This is a genomic window from Leptospira sanjuanensis, assembly GCF_022267375.1.
GTDB lineage: Bacteria > Spirochaetota > Leptospiria > Leptospirales > Leptospiraceae > Leptospira > Leptospira sanjuanensis.
In genome coordinates this window covers 2,540,834-2,562,949 of sequence record NZ_JAIZBH010000001.1, presented here as the reverse complement: position 1 = coordinate 2,562,949, position 22,116 = coordinate 2,540,834, and the positions used below count along the sequence as shown (strand labels likewise).

Below are 22,116 nucleotides of genomic sequence, written 5' to 3'. Positions count from 1 at the left end.
TGGATTCGTCAAGATATTATCAGTCTAAATTATCCAGTTTATCCAGATTATAATTTGAGATTATTTTCTGATTGAGGCTTTGGAGTTGTTCCTTTTCAAACGTCGCAATTCGATTGCCTGAAAAACGGAATACGATATGAGAATCGTGATTCTCTTTTAGAATTTCCTTAAGATCGGCAAGAGAACGCACGGGCTTGTCGTTTACGGATTCCAGGATCTGATCTTGAAAATCGTGAAAGCCCTCGTTGGACGAGTCCGGAAACACTCTGCTGATAAACACGAGTCGATTCTTTTCGGGATGCATCTTCTTGTTGAAGGATTCGTACAGATACAAAAGCTTCTTATCCGAATTCTCACGATACTTATCCCCGGATTCTTTCAAATAGGCTCCCGTCAATTCGGTGAAGAAAAGTCCTCCGCTGATCAGATATCGAGGCGGTTTTACGCCGGATTTGGAAGGAATAAAGAAGGATTCCTCCGTGTATGATTTTAACGAGTACGTGATTTCTCTCCGTTTGCCCGCGCGGAATACCCCGAGCGTCACCAAAGTTCCCGGAAGAGCGATTTGATGATTTCTTGTAAGAATTCTGGAAAGAATTTCCTGACGATCGGGCGGTGTGGAAAATCCCTGGCCGTTGACGCTGTAGATGGCGTCTCCTGGAAATAAGTTATGGACCGGTCCGACTCCGGGATATACTTCCGAAACGACTACCCCGTACGAAGCGTCCGGAAAGTAGAATTTCTTTTCGGGGATGGTCAAAGCGTCGTCGAAGGAAAAACCGGGATGTGCAATCGGACTGGAAGACGAGGAATGAACGAAGGCGGAAAGATATTCCGAAGGAACGTTCCAGCGTCCGTCCGAATAACCGCAGATTCCATTTTTGGAATATAAGAATTTTCTTTCACTCGATTCTTCCCTGGATTGTCTGCTCATCCGCAGGATCGCGTTCGAAAATTCGGGATTTCCCCATTCGAGTTTCGGAAAAAAACGGGAACAAGCGGGGGAATGGGCGCCGGCAAAGTGAACCCGCTTTTTCGAAGAGAACTTTCCTCTGTGGGAAAAAAGAGCCAAGCCGGTTTCCGGATCGTGTTTGAAAATATACAAACGGGTTCCCGGTCTCGTTTCCGGATTCATTTCCGAAAACAAGGGCATTTCTCCCGGCGGCAAAAGCGCCAGTAAAAAGTCGCCGTCCGCGATCACTGCCGGGATTTTTCGTTCGTAGTGCGAACCCTTTTGCCAAGGATTCTGGTGGGAAAACTTCCGAAAGTGCACGAGGATCGTTTCCGCCCGCAAAGATCCGAATTCGGTCGAAACCGAAGTCGCAAAGAGTATTATAAAAATTGCAAGTCGCAACAACGAAGCTCCGTATAAGAAAGACGCGACTCTTGAGCGCAAAACTCTCCGTTTTACCAAGGCGGATCGTAAAGCCGAAACGGTTCTTTCCAGCAAGGTCGTTCTCATTCGTCCGCCTCCGCGTCGAAGCGTTTTTTAATGCGAACATTGATCTTGTCGATCGTATCCTGATCTAAGACGATCGGAAGGTTGACCCCTCTGAATTTCAGACTGATCGTTCCTCCGTAGAATTTCTTCCAAAGGGATTTGAAATCCTCCAGATTCAAAGGAGTTCGATCGTTGATCGATTCGAGAATCTTATACCGATAACCCGCGTATTTCGAGTTCAACGGATCGGGATATACGCCGGAAAGAATGATGTCACGGTCCGTAAACCGATAGAGTTCGTCTTGGATGTAATAACTGTAATGGTAACGGAGCGAACTTTCCAAACGTTTGGAATCTCCTCCCGCCAGCGCGCGATTGACTGGCTGAAACAAAAAACCGCCCGAAAGAAAACTCGTATTCGTTCCTTGTTGTCTGTAAAGATCCAAACTAGGAACCCGCTTCAACGTTCCCTCGAGTTTGTAGTTCTTCCCGTTTCTATAAAAGAAAATTTTAATGGGATCTCCGATGAACTTGTTCTCGATCATTTCTCCTATGAACATTCCCCCGCCGCCGCTCGGGTCCATGATTCCGCCTTCGTCCGTAAGATACGATTCGTCGATCTTATACACGAAGTCTTCCGGTTTTAAAAGATCCGAAAAGGAAGAATCTGGATAAACCGTGTTCACGAGAATTCCGTTCAACCCGTCCGGAATTTTTAAATACGACTTCAAGGAGGAGGAATGTCCGTTTTGAAAACTGAAACCGGGAAACGGAAAGCCGTGATACGTTTCGTCCTCTACGTCTTTCAGGAAATGGTTGATGATTTCCGGAGGAATGAGATACGCGATATTTCCCTGCGATTGGCTGACTTGAAACGTGATCCCCGCCACTTTTCCGTTCTGGATCGCGGGTCCGCCCGAATAACCGGGAACGATGTTCGCTGTGACGCGGATGGCCTTTCTGTAGTCCAAACCAGTAAACGAATAACGGATCCGTTCCACGCGGGAAACATTACCGTTTTCTAATGTGATGTTTTCGTCCCCGCCCGGATACCCGAGAATCAGAAGATTGCTTCCGAGAGAAGGGGAGGATTCGGAAATTTCCAGAGGTTCGACTCCGTTGAAAAATTCCTCCTCTTCCACTTTGAGGATCGCGAGGTCGCAGTCGAAGCCGAGATATTGAACGCTCGCCTTATAGAACTTGCTCGAATTGAAATGTTTTACCTTGAGATAACCGGAGTTCGAAACTACGTGTGCGTTCGTTAAAATTCTGTTCCCGGAAAGGATCATTCCCGTTCCAGCGTCCCGGTTGATGGATTTGTCCGAATAACCGGAACCTTCTTCCTTTTCTGAAAAGGAATCGCTTCGGATGATGACGACGCTGTCCAAAAGCGCTTTGAGATCCGCGGAGTTTCCGTTCTGCGCGGAAAGCGAAGAGCCGAGGACAACGCTCCATAAAATTAGAATATTCTGAAATACCTTATTATTCATTGTAGAGTTCCGCATCCTGTTGCCAGAGGATTTTATCCGCTTCTATGGAATGGATTTTCAGTTTACCGAGGTATCTTCCGCCTTCCTGGATTTGATCCGTGTCCTTGTCATCCAGACGGATTTTTCCCAAAAAATCGGAACGAACGCGGATGTAGGAATAGGGAGAAGAGGAAATGCAGCTCGCTTGAAAGGAATAATACACTGCCTTTTCCCAATAAAAGTCCGCGTCCTTTTTCAAGAAGATCAAAGGACAAGTGGAATCGAAAAAGATTTCCTTGCCGCTCTTTAAATCTCGTTTGGCCGGATGTTTAGCCACGCTCAAAAAATACTGAAGACCGAAATTGTCCTTCGGTTCTTTCACGATTTGCGGTCGGATCGGATTCGATTCCTTCTTTCCGTATCGTTTCCAATTCCAAGCGGATTCTTCCGGAAAACGATCCTCGAAGGAAGGTTTGATTTCGAGGTAGGTTTTTTTTCCGATCTGCAAAACCTCTCCCAAAGAAATCCGAGTCGATGATCGTTTCCAAAATTCGGAACCGGCGCCTAAGTAGATAAAGCCCGGCCATTTCTCTTCCTTACAGGAATAGGAGAGATAGACAACCTTCTCGAATCTTCCCGATTCTTCAAAGCCGCAAGGCGCGACATCCAAAGAAGAATAGCGAGCGCGGAACGAACGAGCCAAAGATTCCGAAGGACGTTTGTGAAATTCTTTGACGAAGGACGTGAATTTTTCCGAAGGAGTCCGTTCCGGTTCGGATTCGGAGCCGACGCTTCCCAAAAATAAAACGAAACCCGCGAGAATCCAGACGAACCATTCTCCCGTCTTGCGGAGGGCCGCCGGAAAAAAACGAATCCGAGTACGGACGATTCTGAATTCTCGTATCATTGTTTAGAATATCGGCCTCGCGACCCCCGATGTTAAATCCACAAACGCAAAGAAGATTCTCGATTCGATTTTTCGTTTCGCATTTTGCGAAGAATTCTTTCTTTCTTTTTTACGAAGTCTTATGTCCCAAATTTACGATGTTTTTTAAAAAAAAGTACATCGGAATTCTCAGGCTGAAAATAATGGTTAAATTCAAAGAATAACTCATTTCGAATCGATAGGGTAGGTTTGCTTGTCCAGCTGGAATTTTATAAAAACTGAATTGAATGATAAGGATTTTTTAATCGATTGTCGCTCCGCGTCCGGTTATCAGGAATCTACTCTGAAAGGCGCTTACAGTTTTCCGTTTATCAAAAAAGCGTTCGCATCGGATCCGGAATCGCAAAAAAAAATGACCGGACCTTTGGAAGAAATTTTAAAGCTCGTACAAAAGGACGGATCGGCTAGAGTCATCGCCTTCGACGAAGGAATGGGGATGTTCGCTTCCAGAATGGTTTATCTTTTGAGAGCGGCCGGTTATCAAAACGCGTTTCTCTACGGAAACCGTTGGCCCGTGGAAGGAACCGCGCTGGAAAAAGGTTCCCGAGAGATGGAACTCGCTCCCGGAGATAAACCGAAAAAACTCGAAGGTGTAGTGGACAAGGCTTTCCTCGAAAAGAATTTAACCCGACTTCAAATTTTCGACACGAGAACCCAGGAAGAATACGAAGGAAAACTTCCTAGATTGACCGCGCCGGAGCCCGGATCGTTATGCGGTCGTTTGCCGGGAGCGTTTCTTTGGGACTGGAGAATTCTTTACGACGGTCAGGGAAATCTCATCGAAAAAAACCAGTTCAACAAAAAACTCAGATCCTTTCCGTTTATGCCGGAACGCACCACGGTGATCTACGATTACAACGGCGCAAGATCCTCTTTGCTCGCCCTGATGTTACGCGAAGTCGGTTATCTCGACGTTCATACCTACCAAGGTTCTTGGTTTGAATGGAGAAGATCCAGTCTTCCGAAACAAGCGGTTTCGGTTTACGGACAAACCGGAGCGGGCGGCGCGGCTCCGAGAGTCGGCGGCTCCGATCGCAAATAACTAGAATCACGAAGCCCTTCGAATAAGAACTGGATTTTTAAACAGTTCCTTGATATTCGGTATCAACCGATTCATAAGGAGAACTGAATGTTCTTAAGAAGGGCTTTTTTATTTTTATTCATCGCGGGGCTTTCCGTTTGTTCCGGTCCGTTTTCCAATTATACAAAAATCACTCTTCCCGTTGAACAAAAGTTCACGTTCGGCAAACGCTTTCAAGCGGTTCAAAGGGAGAACGTCCTGGAGATTCGCTCGGACGCAGGGATCTTTCTCGAACTGTCTCTGACAAAGCCGTTTTTATCCGCGGCCAAAGGAACGCAGGAAGTAAAATCCAAATTCGCAACCTATCATATCCAGGATCGCATCGCAAGCCGTTGCGATTCTCAGAGTATAGAAACCGTAGTCGCCTCCGCGGCCGATCTGAAAATTTCGGGCAATCTCGAAGGGGCGGGCTGCGCCAGCCGCTACGAAATCGTTTTTACTCCGTTAGACGAAACGTCCTTGTACTTTCAAGTCGGCTTAGCCGATTCTGCGTTAAACCGAACTTACTTCAGAATCGGCTCGGACGAAACGGAAAACATCTTCGGGCTCGGGGAACAATTCTCCCATTTTAATCTCAAGGGAAAAACCCCGTTTTTGTTAACCGAAGAACAGGGAATCGGAAGAGGGGATCAACCGATCACCGCGGGAGCGAACCTGACCGCGGGCGCGGGAGGAAACGAATACTCGACTTATACGCCGATTCCTTTCTTTCTTACCTCCAAAAACAGATCCGTGTATTTTGAAAATTCCTCCTATTCCAGTTTTGATTTTTCCGATCCGAAAGAAATCACCGTAGAGTTTCGGGAGAACGGAATGAAGGGAACGATCTGGAAGGAAACTTCTCCCGTAAAACTCGTGCAGAAGTTCACCGCGAAAACGGGAAGGGCTCCCGAACTTCCGGATTGGGCCTATGGAACCTGGCTCGGAATTCAGGGCGGAAAGGATGTCGTATTAAAACATATCGAAAGCGCAAAGAAGGCCGGAAATCCGATCACCGCCCTTTGGATTCAAGATTGGGTGGGAAGAAGAAAGACCAGCTTCGGTTCCCAGCTTTGGTGGAGATGGATCGCCGATGAGAAGTCGTATCCCGAGTTTCGAAAATTCTGCGCCGACCTGAACGCACAAGGAATTCATGTATTAGGATATTTGAATCCGTTTCTTGCCAACGAAGGACCTCTCTACGAAGAAGCGGTTAAAAAAGGATATCTCGTAAAAGACAAAAACGGCAAGAACTACGAAATTCAAACCGCGGGTTTTCCCGCCTATTTATTGGATCTTACCAATCCGCAAACGGTCGATTGGATTCAAGGAATCATACAAAAAAATCTGATCGGCGCCGGTTTGTCGGGTTGGATGGCCGATTTCGGAGAATGGCTTCCTTTCGACGCGGTGCTTCATTCCGGAATTTCAGCGGAAGTTTACCATAACGTATATCCGGTCGAATGGGCGCGCATCAATCGCGAGGCGATCCGAAAAGCGGGCAAAGAAGGAAAGATCGTCTTCTTTACCAGAGCGGGATACAGCGAATCCATGAAACATTCCACGTTGTTTTGGGAAGGCGATCAGATGGTAAGCTGGGGAGAACACGACGGAATCGTCTCCGCGTTGACCGGATTATTGTCCGGAGGAATCAGCGGAATCTCTCTCAATCACAGCGACATCGGCGGATATACGACAATCAACAATCCGATTCGAGACTACCATCGTTCCAAGGAATTGTTTTTGCGTTGGGCGGAACTCAACGTATTCAGTTCCGTATTTCGAACCCACGAAGGAAACCGTCCCGAAAAAAATCATCAGCCCTACACGGACGAGGAAACGATCCGAGAGTTTGCGAGATACGGAAAGATGCACCTTGCCCTGAAAGAATATCTACGTTCTCTCGTAAAGGATGCGTCCGCTACCGGACTTCCGGTCGTGCGACCCTTGTATCTTCATTATCCGGATGACATACGGACTCATACGATTCAAAGGGAATTTTTGTTAGGAGAGGATCTATTGGTTCTTCCCGTTTTGGACAAGGGAGAATCATCCGTGGACGGATATTTGCCCGAAGGAGAATGGGAACACGTTTGGACCGGAAAATCCTATTCCGGAAAAACAACGGTGAGCGTCGAAGCGCCGTTAGGCGAACCGGCCGTATTTTTGAAAAAGAACGGAACTTGGTACGGAAAGTTAAAGGCGTCCTTACTGCCGTTGAAACGGTAATCGAAAGCGGCCATCGAAATGACGCTCAGAACTTTTTTCGGGAACGGACTTCAAAGGTTTTATATTCTTGTTCTTATTTTGCAGGGAGCTCCGCTCTTTGCGCAGAACTTTAAAACAGGAGTTCATCTGATCAACGGGGACGATAAGGCTTATACGATCGTTTATTCCGAAACGAACCTCCCATCGTCTAAAATTTGTTTCGTGGAAAAGCCGAGTAAAACTCGGAAGAACGGATTGGCGCCGGTTGCAATCCGGGGCGATGTTCCCGGTTTTAAAATTCTTTCGAGAAAGGAAGACAAGGATTCGTTTCAAGTGGAAACCAAGGCGGTTCTAGAACCGAAAGCCGAAGTTCCTTGTTTGAGTTTGTATCTAAATTCCATTTCCATCGAAAACGGAATGTCTCTCCAAGAGGTAAAAAATCGGACGATTGTAATCGAAAACGGTAGATTGACTCGCCGAAAACGCGGAGTCTAAAGAAAGAATGAAAGAAACCGGTTTTACTCCGCAAAAATTTCCGATCGTTTTCTTTGACGGTGTTTGCAACCTATGCAATGCGGCAGTTCTTTTTTTCTTGGATCGCAATCGAAAACAAAATCTTCTTTTTGCCAGTCTTCAATCGAACGCAGCGGAAAGAATTCTTGGAAAGAAGGTAGAATTCGACGATTCTCCCGGTTCGGTTTTGTTTTTAGAAGAAGGAATTCTCCATCAAAAGTCGACGGCCGTCTTGAAAATCTGCGCGCATCTTTCATTTCCTTGGAAATTGCTTCCGTTCTTTCGGTGGACCCCCGTTTTTTTGCGCGATTGGGTTTACGATTGGATCGCAAGAAATCGTTATCGGTGGTTCGGCCGCTTGGAAGCGTGCAGAATGCCTGATCCAAAACTCAAATCCAGATTCTTAGAAGACTAAAAACAGAACGACCGACTCGCTTATGTTGCGTTGCAAAAAGAAGGAGTGAAAATTTTTCCCTGATTCAATCTGAATTCTTCCGAAGTTTTTGGAAAAATGTAGGAACTCATACAATCTTCTCCTTCGAACAGGAATTGGATCGAAACCTGTGGGAACTCTTACACTCGTGCTTCCAACTTCTATCGTTCTTGCCAAACTGTGGGAACTCCCACTTCTCCTACTAAGAATCTATTCTCAATAAAAACAGTTCAAATCGTAAAAAACGAAAAAATCTCCATAAACCAAATAATAAAATTCAAAAACAGAAGAATTCTAATCAAATTCCTTTAATATCGTGTGTTTTCCCTTTAGAAATTCCGTTGAAAAATCCTTGAATGGAATCCCGAAACGAGAAGACTGACTTCAGAAGTTGTTTTCCGTTGCCGACGTTCAATTTAGGTCTCGGGATTCCGAGGTTTTGTTGGCGACATATTTTGGAATAAACGATATGAAAAGAAAAACCGGCACCGTTCTGGCAGGATTGTTCCTTGTTGCGCTGTTCTTTAGCATCAAATCCTTTGCCAACACCAATTTAGAAGAAATCAAATTAGACAATCAATACCTTCAGACCTATCGAGGCCTGGAAGGAATTTGGATCGTTCCGAATCGGGTCAAAGAATCCGTCGGGGATCTGATCCACAACTTCGGAACCACCGAACACGAAATCAAACGGGTCAACGGAATTCCGGACAACGAAAGAATTCCCGTAAACGAGCCCGTATTCTTTCCCTATAACGAAAATTTTACCAGAAGTCTTTTGCTCGAAGACAAGGGCCGCGAAATTCTCCGCACCGATCAGAGAGAATTCATTTGGCCGATCAGTTTCAAACATTCTTTCGTGACGTCTCGTCTGGGAAGAAGATGGAACGCGATGCATTCCGGAGTCGATATCGCTTGTCCGACCGGTTCGATCGTGATCGCAGCGGCCGACGGAATCGTTCTTGAATCCAAAAAAGACGGCGGTTACGGGAACAAGGTTCTTCTTTCTCATCCGGGGATCAACGGGATCAATACGCTTTATGCACATAACTCTCTTCTTTACGTAAAAGAAGGAGATAAGGTGAAAAAGGGGCAGATCATCGCCCTTTCCGGGAACACGGGACATACGACCGGTCCGCATCTTCACTTCGAGGTCCGTTATCAGAATGTCGTATTAAATCCGGAACACTATCTTCCGGTTTTTCAATCTTCTTCCGAGGCTCGTGTGGCGATCGCCCGGGAGACCATCGAACAATAAGTGTCTTTAACGCGGGATTTTTGGAATCCGCAGATCTATGAAATTCTTTCCCGAAATCAACCCGGGAAAGCCGCATTCGATTTCGATAATACTCTTGTAAGAAACGATTTCGGCGAAGCCGTGATGGAACTCTTTCTTTCACAGGGTGTTCCCGCTTACAAAGGCGATCTTTCCGCTTTTTTTCCACGGGAGAATCTGGACAAAATTCTTTCTTCGCGTTTTCAAGATTCCGATTTGTTTCGTAAACTCGTGTTAGACGAGTACGAATCGATTCAATCCGAATCCGGACTCGAGGCATCCTATCGTTGGAGCTCCTGGATCTTTTCGGGACATTCTCCTCAACAACTAAAAAGAATTTCCAAGCGGGTTTGGAACGATCACGCGATGGATCGGAGTTCGCAGGCTGTAAAAATTTACGAACCGATGAAGGAACTCGTCGCCCATCTCATCGAGAAGGGTTGGGAGGTTTGGATCGTGACCGCTTCGCCTCAGGAGATCATTCAATCCGTTTCTCATCTGTTCGATATTCCCGCGGAACGAGTTTTAGGAATGAATCTTGCGGTTGTGAACGGAATTCATTCTTCTACGATCCTGGAGCCCTTCACGTATGGAAACGGAAAAGTGGAACGTTTGCGCGTTGCAACCGGTGCCTTTATGGATCTTGCGTTCGGGGATTCGGTGAACGATTTTCCGCTGTTGCGTTCCGCTGCGCGCGCGGGGATTTTTTTGGATCGCGGAAAGGGTGTTGTTCCTCCTTCCGAGGCAAAGATTCAGGCGATCGCCGATTGGAACGTTTTGGAAGGCGTTCTCGTCGAATCGTAACGTCTTAAATCGGCTCGGAACATCCGTTTCTTGAAAAAAGTTGGAATTTTTGGAATATTCGAAATCGATCATTGAATCATGGAAACTTCGAAAAAAGGAACCTTAATTTTAGTATCGGTTTCTCTCGGAAATCCGGGAGACCTCACGCAGCGCGGCAAAGAATTATTAGAACATTCTGATATACTCATAGGCGAAGAATCCAGAACGACTTCCACTCTTTTAAAATCCGTCAACGTCCAAAAAGAATTTCTTCTTTGCAACGAACATACAACCCCGGAACAAATCAAAGAGCTCGGCGATCAAGTGATGGACGCTAATCTCAGCGTTTTGATATCGGATGCCGGAACACCGGGAATCGAAGATCCCGGAAGGGAACTGGTTCAGGAAGTCTTGCGAAGAGGCGGAACTGTCAAGAGCTCGCCCGGTCCGATCGCCTTCGGAGCGGCTTTGAGCATTTCCGGTTTTAAGATTTCTCCGTTTACGTTTTGCGGCTTTTTATCCAGAGAATCGGCCGATCGTAAAAACGAATTGAGCCGTTATTTAAAACCGGGTCATACGATCGTATTTTACGAAACGCCTTACCGTTATAAGGCGGTGCTACACGATTTGGATTTCGTCTTAAAAAAAACGGGAGAGGATCGGCAGATCTTTCTTTGTCTGGACCTTACTTTGGAGTCCGAGTTTCAGTTTCGCGGAAAGATCGGAGATCTTTTGAAAATCGTGGATAACCTTCCGAAAGGAAATCCGGTGATCGTCGTTTCGCAGAGAAAGGGGCAGTCGAAGTCAAATGCAGGCCAGGGATCGAAGCAGGAGCATAATCAGCGATCAATGCCAAAACCCCGAAAAAAATATCGAAAGCGATCTTCGAAGTTCTCTAAAAATTAGAATACAGATTCTGAGAAGGAATGTAAAGAAATCTATTTTCCCAAATTAATTTCAATTGTTTATGAGAAAATAGATTCTTTTTTTCTAATATAAGCAAGGGGAAGATGACTTACAAAAGGATAATGAGTTGTAACATTGTGACGATGCTTTACACGTGTAAGGATAGATGCTACATCCGGCTGCGGCTCCTCCATTGTAGCAGAGGTAATTCCCGTTTTTTATTTCTATATTAATCATTGTCGATACACTTCCTGAGCTATTTGTTCCCGTTATCGTATACGTTGTTGGTATTGATGTTGCAGTTGGGGTTCCAGAAATAGTTCCGTTACTCGTGTTTAATGAAAGACCGGCTGGAAGAGCGGGGTTGATAGAAAACACGGTGGACGTTGCTGATTGAAGTGCTGGAGAATTAACCGGATAAGAGATAGATCCGAAGGTCGTATATTCCGTTGTAGATAGTGTTGAATATCCGAAAATTAGGCTTTTTATTCCGATATTTAAGTTTGCTTGGGCATTGCCGCCTGCATTTTTACCTGTGACCGCATAAGACGTAATAGAAGAGAGGGTAGTCGGCGTTCCCGATATATTACCGGTGACCGGGCTGATTGACAAACCAGCCGGTAGAGACGGGGCGGTCCATTCGTTGATCTGTGTTTCAATCTGTGAACTTCCTTGGTAGTATGGAGCCAGCGTTGAGATCGGGACGTTGACTGCAAAATTACAAGGAGAGGAAAAAGAACAAGGATAGGATAACGAAGGGGCATTGACTACTGTAGACATAGAAAATGTTCCTGAAACTTTATACGACGGATCTCCTGAGTAGGTAGCTGTAACCGTATAGATTTTAGGTGAAGTGACTGCGGTCGGAATACCAAGGATTTGGAATCCGTTTCCATTCTTATAGATACTACTTGTTGTCAACCCTGAAGGTAGATTAGGAGAAATAGAAAATTGAAATTGACCTGTTGTCGAGATTGTTTTCGCCGTTCCAGTTGCCATCGCTCGAATATCTATCGTCTCCTCATAAATTCCATAGGCGCTATTGATTGACGGATTACCCGATTTGAGCAGGCTAAAGGTAATGGGACTTGGTGTTGATTGTCCCTGCGCTCCTAAAAGCAAAAGTAAATCATTCATTTCCTGATTGGAACCGCCACCGTGTTTACAACTCGGATTTAAGGTAAGGAGGACGATGAAAAGAAAGTAGGTGATTTTGAGTCTGGTTTTTCTCGTAAAATCGGTTGAAAAATTTTGTTTTTTGCGCATATCTCTGAAATTCATGGAAACTGGATTCCTTTTTTGTATTCCAAATAACCGAATTGAAAATATCATGTAACAAAAAGGTTATTTTATTCATAATATTATTTTGTGATTTTTATTCAATAAAAAAATCACAAAATAATAGCTGAGAATTCGAAAACAAAATGAATTGAGGCACTGGATTCCGGTTTTTCGAGCATTTGAATTTGCAGAAATAAATAAAGTTTCAATTCTCAGCGGTTACCCAAAGGCGTCTTTCGTAAACAATAGACAGGCGCGCAAAAGGCAAAAGTTCACTGGAGTGTCCCAATGAATGAACATTATAAATCCGGCATATCGATCGCTTTCAAAAACGAAGATCGGTCGTTGAAGACTGCTTCGGTGATCGTAAACGGAGAAATACTCGGAATCTTTTGACAAACGTCGGAAGGTTTGGAGGAAAACGCGGTTTTATTTTGGGTTTGTATCGGCGGTAAAAAACCGATTTGTTTCGGGCCTGTCTTGCCGCCGTAAAAGTTCACGACCAGAATTTTTACTTTTTTATCTTTCAAAACGTTGATTCTAAACGTTCCATTCGCTTCGACGTTTGCATAACTCATTCCGTAATAATCAAGTCCGATCGCCTGAACCGAAAAGTTACGATTGTTCTTAACATCGACCTTTCCTTCCAGACAAGTGAACTCGGGTTTCGGTTTATCGAAATTCCACCAACCGGTCGATTGAATCTTGGAATAAAACTGGAAGGGAAATCCTTCCATCGTTTCAACCGCTTGGCGGGTTGTCGCTTTGGTCTCGCTTGAAACTAAATCCCAGGTTCCGTTTGAAAAACGATATACGTTGGAGCCGGACGGATCGGTCAAGGCTTGGAGTTCCACAGACAACTGCTTTCTGGGTTCGGTTCGTTTTCCTTCCTCATTGTAGAAGGCGAGATAAAACATTCCCGTAGATTCCAAAAGAAGATTCGCCCCGATTTGTGTGGGAACTCCCGCGAAAAGAAAATCGGCGTGATTGTTCAGAACGGTGATCCTTGCTTCGATGCGTTTCGAATCGGAAAAGGAATTCGCAGGAATTTTAAGTCTTAGATTTCCCGTATCTAAAACCGTTTCCTGATACGGAAGAAACGACTCGATGAACGGTTTTAAAATCGAAAAACCGAACGTGCTTGCGTTTACGTTTTGTGAAGATCCGGCAATTTCCCAACGGTCTTCTTGTTTTGCGATGATCCGATCCCTTTCCTCCCGACTTAAAGAGGGATTGCTCGGATCTTCCTGAGCCGAAACCGGGACGACGGCAAAATATGCAAAGACGAACAAACAAGGAACGTAATGTGAAAGTAGCTTCATAAGGAGGATATCGATTTTTTAATTTAGAACTTTAGGTGCCGATCTTTTTAATGGTCTCTTCGATTTAATTTTTTTAGCAACCGAATTTAAAACTTCTTCAAATATTCAGGCATTTCCGGAAGGGACCTTTCGGTCCATATCCAAGCGCCCACAAGAGAAACGATCGGAGCCGATTCTCCTTCCAAAATTCGGATTAACGCATTTTTTAAATCGTCTTGTGACGTTAGTCGAAACGGAATGTTCGGAAATTTCGAACCGAAAGAAGCTTCTTCCTGCTTGGCAACATATTCCAAAAAGAAATCGGGAAAACTTTTTCCCGATTCTTTTTGAAGTTTCAAAAGCTTCAGCAAATCCGGATCCTGCGATTTTTTTCCCATTCTTTGAAGAATGATCGTGATACCGCGAACGCTCTGACTGAAAAAAGAACCCGCACGGATGATTTTGCGTCGAGCCGGATCTTGCAGCGCCCATTCCTCCATTTTCTTTTTTACGAACGCGAGCGATCCGTAAAACGGTTGTAGGTGCGGTCTATAATAATACGCGGAATATCCGACACTGAGAGTCGGTTTGAGTTTTGCTTCGACCGCAAGCATCGGGTCCATACAGAATTTCAAAGCGTCCTTGACGTCGTTTTCGGGGGTTTCGGAAACCGGATAACCTAAATTGCCTCTTGCCGGTGTATAAATAAAAAGATCGATCGTATGAATTCCGCTCTTTGAAAGTCCTTCGTACAAACGAGGAAGAGAATGATCTTCCGCGTCCAAATCGATTTCCGTGATCGTTAAATCGGCTTCGGTCAAGGGAGAATTCTTACTCGTCGTCGCAATCACATTCCATTCTTCGTTTTGCTTGTTTGCGAATTCGCGAATGGCCGCGACCGCGCTTTGCCCCGCAACACCGCTGGTTCCGATGATAAGTGCGTTCTTTTTTGACATGGAGTTCTCCCGTTGGAGAGAAACCGTCTCTTAAGTGCCGATCCTTGTCTTTCTATTTTAGGAGGAATTTCGAAAAAATCGAATCATCCAATTCGACATCGTCCAAGAAGTTTTGAAAGTCGCGAGGAGGAGGACAAAAAATTCTTTCCTTAGTTCCTTCCGCGGTTTCGAACGAAACTGCCATCGCGTGTAAGAGAGAACGTTTAGCGATCGGCCTTTGCCGTTTCTGTTTTGTGATGGGAGTTCGGCTCCGATTGTTCGAAGTCTTTTCCACGCGAGAGGCATCGGTTTCCGATTTTCCATAAACATGATCGCCGAGGATCGGGAATCCTTTTTCACTCAGATGAAATCGGATCTGGTGCCTTCGTCCGGTATGAAGTTTCGCGAGTAGAACGGTATAATTTTCATTTCTTTCCCTTTTTAAAACGAAGAATTCGGTGATCGCTTTGTCTCCTCCGGAAAAAACTTTTCTGACTTTTTTATTTCCGTCTTTCAGATAACAGGTTTCTGTGAAACGTTCCTCTTCCACGATTCCAACCGCGACACAGAGATAAATTTTTTCCGAAGTCTTTAATATGCGATCTGCTTCCGGATTTTTCTCAGGATCTTTGCAGAAGAAAACGAGACCGCTTGTGTCCAGATCCAATCGGTTTACGGTTCTCAAATATTCGAACGAGAGTTGTTTTTGGAGACGGTCCGCAAAATTCTCCCGTTTGGAATCTTTGGTCGCATGAACCGGTATGCCCGGCGGTTTTTCGGCAAAAAGAAAAGATTCGGTTTCGTAGAATATTCTAATATTCGAATGTTTTTCAGGCATTCTGCTGTCTTAGATCCAAAAGGGAACTTCTGAAGTTTTTTTCGTCTTTGAGAATGGAAAAGAAGAGCTTGTCCGTGGATTCAACGATATGAACGGCCTTTTCGACCAGCTCTTTTCCTTCCGGCGTGAGTAACAAACAATTCGCTCTGGAATCCTCCGGATCGGGTTTTCTCGTAAGGAGTTTTTTGGATTCGAGACTGCGCAAGACCTTGGAGGTCATCATGACGTCCGTTTTCGCGTGTTCGGCGAGGCGGACTTGCGTCGCTTTTTGGACGGTTTCCTCGAACCAAGCCAAACTCGCCAACAGAACGAATTGAACGTGCGTCAGATCGAGAACCAAAAGATTCTCCCGAATCCGTTTTTGCCAAAGGTTCGTAATCTGCCAAAAAAGAAATCCCGTGCTTTCTTCGGCCTGTAATTCTGAGAATATCGATTTTGGTTTCATGGCCTTTTCTCGGGGTTAGGGTTTCATTCTATTTTTTTATTCTCGATTGTAAAGTTGGATTGTTCCGGAAAATCCGGATTTTGGGGTTTGTAATTTCCGTTTCTTTACGTTAGAATTCCTATAAGAACCTGTCCCAAAGAAAACTCAGCGACACTGCTCTCTATGGGTCGCAGCGGGAAACTCAGCGACACTGCTCTCTATGGGTCGCAGCGGGAAACTCAGCGACACTGCTCTCTATGGGTCGCAGCGGGAAACTCAGCGACACTGCTCTCTATGGATCGCAGCGGGAAACTCAGCGACACTGCTCTCTATGGATCGCAGCGGGAAACTCAGCGACACTGCTCTCTATGGATCGCAGCGTCAGGAATGAAGCTGTAGCTTGTTTTTCTATCCAAGTAGAAATAAGTTTCGGGACAAGCCGTATGATTCTTTGAAAATTGTCGGCATTTTTCGGTTTATAATTTTTTTTGAAAAAATAATCGGAAATAAGGGTTAATCTAATGAGGCGATCATGAAAAAAGTTATTTCCATTCTGATTTCTGTTCTCCTGGTTTCCGCCTGTGCACAGGCCGATAAATTCAGTCTTGATTCTTCGAATCCTTTGGCGCTTTTAGCGCAAATTTCCTGGAGCATCAACGCCGTTCCGAATACGGGTTCCGGCACGACCAACTTCGTTTCCGTTGGTGAGAAATGTTCCTTTTGGAAAAGTTCGGACGGTAAGACTTGGACATACAGCAATACGAAATTCTCCGGTTGTACGGACGGTTCTATTTCTGCGATCGCGTACGGTAACGGGACTTGGGTGGCCGTAGGCGCTTTGAACGCGAACGGCGGTTGCGGAATTTGGTCGAGCAAGGACGCGGAAACTTGGACCGCTTCTTCCTGCGATCCGAATCCCAGCCCGCCGAATGGAACTTCGGCTCTGCATCCGTTGTACACGATCGTCTATGCGGGAACCCGTTTCTTTGCGGGAGGTCCGCATAACGGTTCCACTACGGGCGTGGGATTTTTCGGTCAGGTATCGAGCGACGGTTCTTCGTGGCAGTATCTTTCTTTGACGGACGGCTCCAGTTACATCGGTTCGGACTATCTCTATTCTTCTTCCTATAACTCCGTTACTTCCGAAGTGTATTTCAGCGGTGTGCATAACGTGAACAGCGAAGTGATCAGCGTTGTGCTTCCAGGCTTGGGTCAATCTTCCGTTTCCGTCTCGATGACTTCCTTCAGCTACGGTGTGTTAGCTTTGAAATCGGGTAAGGTTCTCGTATACGGCGACGATAACTACACGTCTCCGACGATGGGTGTGGTGAAGATCGGAAATTCGATTACGACCGTAAGTTCGGCGAGTTCTTCGAACACGGGCGTGACGAGTCATATCAATACCGCCGCGGAAGGAAAGGACAAGATCGTCATTTTAGGGAACCAATGTAAGATCGATTATTATCAATTCGGTTTAAACGTTTGGCATCCGGGGGTTGCGGCGCCCGCACCCACCATGACGAATTGTTCCGGTCTGGATTGGACATCCATGGCTTACAATACGGCCTTGGATCTTTACGTAGCGGGCGCGCGCGTCAGCGGAAGCACTCCGACTGCCTTCGCGTATTCGACGACCGGCCTTCCTTCCGCGTGGACAGTCGTATCACAGGCGTCTGGCGGAACACCGGGACCGGCCATCTTAGGAATCGCCACCAAGTAAGATCGTATCTGCAAGAGTCGTCGTTCATTCCGCGGAGTATGGCATTCATTCCGAATATTCAAATTTTTGTATTTTCCGAAATTCTCGTTTGTTGTTTTGTTTAGAGATCGGAAACCGTTTTCCAAAATGAAGTCGGTTTAAAAAATCCCAGATCCGATCGATCCGGAGAAAACGAGTGAGACGCGGGTATTCATTTATTGTAATCCTTTCGATTTTTCTAAGTTCCTGCGCGCAAGCGGATAAGTTCAGTTTGGACGCTTCCAACCCGATGGCACTTTTGGGTCAGATCGGTTGGAGCTTCGGCCTTACCCCGTCGAATGCCTCGAACGCCAGCGGAACACAATTCGTAGCCGTAGGAGACAATTGCACATCCTGGACTTCCCAAGACGGAATTTCGTGGAAGTTTAGCGCCGTCCGATTTCCGGGCTGTAGCGGAGGTTCTTTGAAGAACGCCGCCTATGGTAACGGAACCTGGGTTGCGGTCGGGACGACAAACGGTGGAGGCAATTGCGGAATCTGGTCGAGCAAGGACGACGGAGAAACTTGGGTGTTGCGCGCGTGCGATCCCGTAATGATTGCATCGACGCCAACCACCAAATCGTTGTTTGGCGTTACCTACGGCGCGGGACAGTTTTGGGCCGTGGGGCAAAAAAATCAGGCCGCCAACGGAACCGATTATTTCGGACAACATTCTTCGGACGGAATCACTTGGCAATATATGGGAATCACGGACGGTTCCTCCTACATCGGAACCGACTATTACAACACGGTCTCTTATAACGAGGTCGCATCCCAATTGTATTTCAGCGGAGTTCATTCCGTAAACCCCGAGTTTTCCGTGGTGAACATTCCTTCACTTGCGAACTCGTTTCCTTCGGTGGGAATGGCGAGTAACGTAAATCAGGTTTTGGCCTTAAAGAACGGAAGTATTCTTGTCTACGGCGATGCGGACAACCCCGGAGCAGAAGCAAAAATCGCGTCATCCGTTACGAATGTAGGAAGCGCGATTGTGTATTCCACCGCGATCCAAGTTCACGCAAGCATTGCCGTTGAGGGAAAGGACAAGATCGTTTTGTTCGGAAATTCCTGTTCTATGGATTACTATCAGTTCGGTTCGGACGTTTGGCATCCTTTGGATGCGAGCGTAGTTTCGGGTTGTTCCGGTAAAAATCTTTTGGGAGCGGCTTACAATTCCGCTTTGGATCGATACGTGGTCGCGGGAACTTCCAACTTTTTCGCGTATTCGACGACCGGCCTTCCTTCCGCGTGGACCGCGGTTACGCCCGACCTCGGTGGAGCATCGGCGCAAGCGGTCAACGGAATTGCGTCTAAACAACGTTAGGTTGTAATTTTCCCCGATCAAAATTAAAGTGGCCGATTCTTTTTCGAGAGGTAGAATTTGGAAAAATTAATTAAGTTTAAAAACCTATTGGAAAATAGCGGACATTCGGAAATTGAAGATTCTGACAGGGTTGTTTTGCTAAAATGCGACGATCTATATCATCTGGAATTTTATGGAAATCCGATCGAAGAAAATTATTTCGAACTTTTAGAAATAATTTGCGATAAAGAAATATCCGAAAAATTAAAATCGATCGATTTCAAAGGGCCCGATGTCGGATCAAACGGAACACGAAATTGGGATTTGAATCCGCTGGTAAACGGTTCCGCAAACTTTAAGAATTTAGAATATTTTGCGGTAGAAAAAACGAAATCCAATCATCATAACCGCACTATTATCGGAGAATCTTACAATGAAGACGGAGTTCTTGCGAAACTATCTCTAAAATGTCCGAATCTTAGGGTATTGATTTCTCCATCGGCCCCGAATGCCGATTTTTTTAAAAACGACCACAATACATTAGAATTATTAAATGTATCTTCCGGATATTCCCACGAGAATTTCATCGAAAATTTATCTAGTTACGATCGTTTTCCGATGTTAAGAAGTTTGCAATTCGGAGAATATAACGAAACATATATGAATAATTATTCGGATCTTACTACTCCATTCGATCATTATAAAAAACTTTTCTCTTCGGGGATTCTGAAAAAGCTGCGGGTGTTTATTTTAGAAAACCCGGTTTGCTCCAAGGAAGAATTGTCGGAAATAAAAACCCTGCTTAAGGAATGTCAATTTCAAGTTATTCGATGTTCTTCCGAATGGATTCGAAGATAGGTCGGATATTTCCGCTTCGTATATTGAAACCAAATCTTTCCGCTAATATTTCCTCATCGCTTCGTTCCGGATCGCACGGTCGATCCTCACTTGGGGCAAAACAACGGTTTTTGCCGTTCGTTAGGCGGCTTCCGCAAGTTTCGCGAGATTTTTCATCGCGCCTGGTAATTCTTCCCCGATTTTATTTCCGATTACACGGGAGAATAAGAAAGAAAGCGGGCCTGTGAACGTTACGGTGTGCACGAACTTTGTTCCTGAAGGAACGGGAATGAGTTCGTGTCGGAATTCCAATTTGCAAAAAGGAAGTTGTGTGAGATCGGAAAAGAATTCCTTCTCGCGCACTTCCGTAAGACGAAACCAGGTTTTCGGCCCTCCCTTGGGTTTGAGCATTCCCCGGCTTCCCGTTTTAAATTCTCCCTCTAAAAAAGAATCTTCGACTTCGTGATCCCAGCGTTTCCAATTCGATACGTCTTGGTAGAGTTCCCAGAGTTTGGCCGCGTTGGCTTGGGTGATTTCTTCGTGTTGTATGCGTTTCATCTTCTTGCCTTTTTTGAATTATAACTAAATTTATAATAATCGTGATTATCAATCAAGTCTATTTTTTTCCGGTCCGGAGTTTTAGATTGACAGAATTCTGCTATATTAGACAAAAAAAGTGTAATGAACCCATCCATGGAAGAATTGGAAGCCGGTAAAGAATCCCCCTCCAGTGAACATATCACGGAAGTCGTCAAAGAAAATCTCAAACTGATTCGCCATACGAAAGGATTCTCCTTGGATAAGTTGGCCTCCCGTTGCGGTGTAAGCCGCGCGATGCTTTCGCAAATCGAGCAGGGAAAGAGTGTTCCGACAATTTCCGTTCTTTGGAAGATTGCAAACGGTTTGAACGTTCCTTTCAGCGAACTTCTCAAAGAGAAAGGCACGGAAGGCGTGATCGTGATGAAAGCGGAAAACACGAAGGTTTTGTTTTCAAGTTCCAAAGTCTTTTCTAGCCGCGCACTTTTCCCTTATAACGGAAATCGAAAAACCGAATTTTACGAACTCATTTTAAAACCGGGCGGGATTGAAGTTGCCGAGTCCCACCAATCCGGAACCACCGAAAACATCGTGGTCGTTTCGGGAAAACTCCGCCTGCGAGTCGGAGAGAAGGTCGTGGAATTGGAACCGAAAGATTCCGTTTTCTTCAGAGCCGATATTCCGCACGAGTATTCCAATCCTACAGATCAGGAAACTCTGATGTATCTGGTGATGGATTACAGAGACGAAATCAACTAATTCCTAAAAAAAGATCTTTCCATTCTTTGTCCGCATCGGAGAATCCTTCGGATATTTCCTTTAGGATATTCAAGAATGACGAAACGTCTTTCTCATACGATTCTTCTTTTCGCTTCGCTTGTCAGAATACCGTCGGCGATCGGCACGGTTTTGATTTCGTTTTCCGTTTTCTTTTCTTTGAGTGCGGAGAGTCTTCCGCCGATCACCGCACCCGATCCGGATGCGCGTTACACCGAACAAATTTCCTGTCATCCGAACGATTGTATTTCCTTAAAACTCGAAGACATTCTTGCCGAAGGATCCGTTAAGTCCAAGATCTCCGATCTCATGGCGGAGAACGCCGGTAAGATCTTAATCGATACCTCGAACGCGCCCCGCAAGATCGATTCCGAGGATTTGGACGACGTTCGTACTCTTCTGGAAGAAATTTCCAAACGCGACGGAAAGGTTGCGATCGAAAAGCTACATATCGCGATTCGTTCGTTTCAGATTCCCGATCCTCCTTTTTTAAAGGACGTCGGTCTCGTTGGTTGGGACGTTTTCAAAAGAATCTACAAGAAGGTTTATTACCGTAGAACTTCGGACTATCATGCGAAGGTTTTGTATCATCCCGAAACGACGAACATCTTTCTGGTTTATTTCGTTCACCGAAAATACGGAGATATTTGCAACACGGTGTTTGCAAGCTGCAATGAGATCGAATATCTGGACGACGATACGTTCGATCTTCAACTTTCGCAAGCTTTGCGCGAATCGAAGGAAAAGAAGATTCCTGTGAAGGTCGCTTTTCGTCAAACTCCGGCTCTTCTTCCCGAAGCGAAGATCGATCTGGAATATCTGAAAGGGGTCAATCGTTCGACTCGGATTTATAAGTGGCTGGCGGCCGGTAAGGAAAGGGAAGTCAAACCCGTTACCAAGTCGCGCTTTCTTGTGTTTCAGGCGGTCGTTACCGCGATCGATTATTCTTTGACCGTGTACGATATGATTTCCGCGCTAATTCTATACAAACCCGCAACGGAACGGAAGATCGAAGTGAATTATATCGATTCGCCGCAAGGTAAACAAATCGATTCGATCATCTTTCTTCCTCCGGAGGAAGAGAAGACGAATTGAAAGCGTGAACGTGCG

The 22,116-nt window shown here is 45.5% G+C and carries 21 protein-coding genes and 1 pseudogene; 13 read left to right on the top strand and 9 right to left on the bottom strand.

Annotated features, from left to right (window positions below; translation table 11 throughout):
* Positions 1-19: 19 nt before the first annotated feature.
* From LFX17_RS11500 to LFX17_RS11490, 3 genes are read right to left on the bottom strand one after another with little or no spacing between them, the layout of a single operon-like run.
* Positions 20-1,462, bottom strand: coding sequence for a PDZ domain-containing protein (locus LFX17_RS11500; RefSeq protein ID WP_238746794.1), 1,443 nt, complete (start codon positions 1,460-1,462; stop codon positions 20-22).
* Positions 1,459-2,931, bottom strand: a complete 1,473-nt coding sequence (locus tag LFX17_RS11495) for a S1C family serine protease (protein ID WP_238746790.1) — start codon at positions 2,929-2,931, stop codon at positions 1,459-1,461. Before LFX17_RS11495 ends, LFX17_RS11500 begins: the two co-directional genes overlap by 4 nt.
* Positions 2,924-3,817: an LIC11113 family protein gene (locus LFX17_RS11490; RefSeq protein WP_238730375.1), complete on the bottom strand. Its 894-nt coding sequence runs from the start codon at positions 3,815-3,817 to the stop codon at positions 2,924-2,926. The genes LFX17_RS11495 and LFX17_RS11490 overlap by 8 nt, the downstream gene beginning before the upstream one ends.
* Between LFX17_RS11490 and LFX17_RS21005 the strand changes: the two are divergent.
* From LFX17_RS21005 to rsmI, 8 genes and pseudogenes are all read left to right on the top strand, one after another.
* Positions 3,803-3,994 (top strand): annotated as a pseudogene (locus tag LFX17_RS21005) (hypothetical protein); the annotation flags it as partial. The gene LFX17_RS11490 and the pseudogene LFX17_RS21005 sit on opposite strands and share 15 nt — an antisense overlap.
* Before the next feature lie 55 nt (positions 3,995-4,049).
* Positions 4,050-4,898, top strand: a complete 849-nt coding sequence (locus LFX17_RS11485; RefSeq protein WP_238746788.1) for a sulfurtransferase — start codon at positions 4,050-4,052, stop codon at positions 4,896-4,898.
* An 87-nt stretch (positions 4,899-4,985) separates the two neighbouring features.
* A complete protein-coding gene (locus tag LFX17_RS11480) occupies positions 4,986-7,145 on the top strand; it encodes an alpha-glucosidase (protein ID WP_238746786.1) in 2,160 nt (719 codons plus the stop codon).
* Positions 7,146-7,163: 18 nt separating this feature from the next.
* On the top strand, positions 7,164-7,619 hold the full coding sequence (locus LFX17_RS11475; protein WP_238746785.1) for a hypothetical protein: 456 nt from the start codon (positions 7,164-7,166) through the stop codon (positions 7,617-7,619).
* A 7-nt stretch (positions 7,620-7,626) separates the two neighbouring features.
* Positions 7,627-8,052: a thiol-disulfide oxidoreductase DCC family protein gene (locus LFX17_RS11470; RefSeq protein ID WP_238746783.1), complete on the top strand. Its 426-nt coding sequence runs from the start codon at positions 7,627-7,629 to the stop codon at positions 8,050-8,052.
* Positions 8,053-8,539: 487 nt separating this feature from the next.
* Complete coding sequence (locus LFX17_RS11465) at positions 8,540-9,328, top strand: M23 family metallopeptidase (RefSeq protein WP_238730370.1); 789 nt, start codon at positions 8,540-8,542, stop codon at positions 9,326-9,328.
* Complete coding sequence (locus tag LFX17_RS11460) at positions 9,329-10,150, top strand: HAD family hydrolase (protein ID WP_238746781.1); 822 nt, start codon at positions 9,329-9,331, stop codon at positions 10,148-10,150. It abuts the gene before it with no gap.
* A gap of 78 nt (positions 10,151-10,228) precedes the next feature.
* The gene (gene rsmI / locus LFX17_RS11455) at positions 10,229-11,035 is read left to right on the top strand and encodes a 16S rRNA (cytidine(1402)-2'-O)-methyltransferase (RefSeq protein ID WP_238730368.1); all 807 of its coding nucleotides are present in this window, start codon (positions 10,229-10,231) and stop codon (positions 11,033-11,035) included.
* An 84-nt stretch (positions 11,036-11,119) separates the two neighbouring features.
* Here the strand turns inward: rsmI and LFX17_RS11450 are convergent, their stop codons facing one another.
* From LFX17_RS11450 to LFX17_RS11430, 5 genes are all read right to left on the bottom strand, one after another.
* Positions 11,120-12,316: a putative Ig domain-containing protein gene (locus LFX17_RS11450; RefSeq protein ID WP_238730367.1), complete on the bottom strand. Its 1,197-nt coding sequence runs from the start codon at positions 12,314-12,316 to the stop codon at positions 11,120-11,122.
* Between the two features lie 299 nt (positions 12,317-12,615).
* The gene (locus LFX17_RS11445) at positions 12,616-13,638 is read right to left on the bottom strand and encodes a hypothetical protein (RefSeq protein ID WP_238730366.1); all 1,023 of its coding nucleotides are present in this window, start codon (positions 13,636-13,638) and stop codon (positions 12,616-12,618) included.
* Between the two features lie 86 nt (positions 13,639-13,724).
* The gene (locus LFX17_RS11440) at positions 13,725-14,573 is read right to left on the bottom strand and encodes an SDR family NAD(P)-dependent oxidoreductase (RefSeq protein WP_238730365.1); all 849 of its coding nucleotides are present in this window, start codon (positions 14,571-14,573) and stop codon (positions 13,725-13,727) included.
* A 52-nt stretch (positions 14,574-14,625) separates the two neighbouring features.
* A complete protein-coding gene (locus tag LFX17_RS11435; RefSeq protein ID WP_238730364.1) occupies positions 14,626-15,390 on the bottom strand; it encodes an RluA family pseudouridine synthase in 765 nt (254 codons plus the stop codon).
* Positions 15,383-15,835 (bottom strand): MarR family winged helix-turn-helix transcriptional regulator, encoded by a 453-nt coding sequence (locus LFX17_RS11430; protein WP_238730363.1) that lies wholly within the window; start codon positions 15,833-15,835, stop codon positions 15,383-15,385. Before LFX17_RS11430 ends, LFX17_RS11435 begins: the two co-directional genes overlap by 8 nt.
* A 511-nt stretch (positions 15,836-16,346) precedes the next feature.
* On the opposite strand from LFX17_RS11430, the gene LFX17_RS11425 reads away from it, so the two are divergent.
* The 3 genes from LFX17_RS11425 (at position 16,347) to LFX17_RS11415 (ending at position 19,713) form a co-directional block, all read left to right on the top strand.
* Positions 16,347-17,534 (top strand): beta propeller repeat protein, encoded by a 1,188-nt coding sequence (locus tag LFX17_RS11425; protein ID WP_238746779.1) that lies wholly within the window; start codon positions 16,347-16,349, stop codon positions 17,532-17,534.
* Positions 17,535-17,709: 175 nt separating this feature from the next.
* Complete coding sequence (locus tag LFX17_RS11420) at positions 17,710-18,876, top strand: hypothetical protein (RefSeq protein ID WP_238730361.1); 1,167 nt, start codon at positions 17,710-17,712, stop codon at positions 18,874-18,876.
* Positions 18,877-19,272: 396 nt separating this feature from the next.
* A complete protein-coding gene (locus tag LFX17_RS11415; protein WP_238747755.1) occupies positions 19,273-19,713 on the top strand; it encodes a hypothetical protein in 441 nt (146 codons plus the stop codon).
* 120 nt (positions 19,714-19,833) lie between these two features.
* Here LFX17_RS11415 and LFX17_RS11410 read toward each other — a convergent pair whose 3' ends face one another.
* Complete coding sequence (locus LFX17_RS11410; RefSeq protein ID WP_238746776.1) at positions 19,834-20,250, bottom strand: SRPBCC family protein; 417 nt, start codon at positions 20,248-20,250, stop codon at positions 19,834-19,836.
* Between the two features lie 123 nt (positions 20,251-20,373).
* On the opposite strand from LFX17_RS11410, the gene LFX17_RS11405 reads away from it, so the two are divergent.
* Together LFX17_RS11405 and LFX17_RS11400 are read left to right on the top strand one after the other, a co-directional pair.
* Entirely contained in the window at positions 20,374-20,988 is a 615-nt protein-coding gene (locus tag LFX17_RS11405) for a helix-turn-helix domain-containing protein (RefSeq protein ID WP_118955996.1), read from the top strand.
* Between the two features lie 75 nt (positions 20,989-21,063).
* Entirely contained in the window at positions 21,064-22,101 is a 1,038-nt protein-coding gene (locus tag LFX17_RS11400; RefSeq protein ID WP_238746774.1) for a hypothetical protein, read from the top strand.
* Positions 22,102-22,116 lie beyond the last annotated feature (15 nt).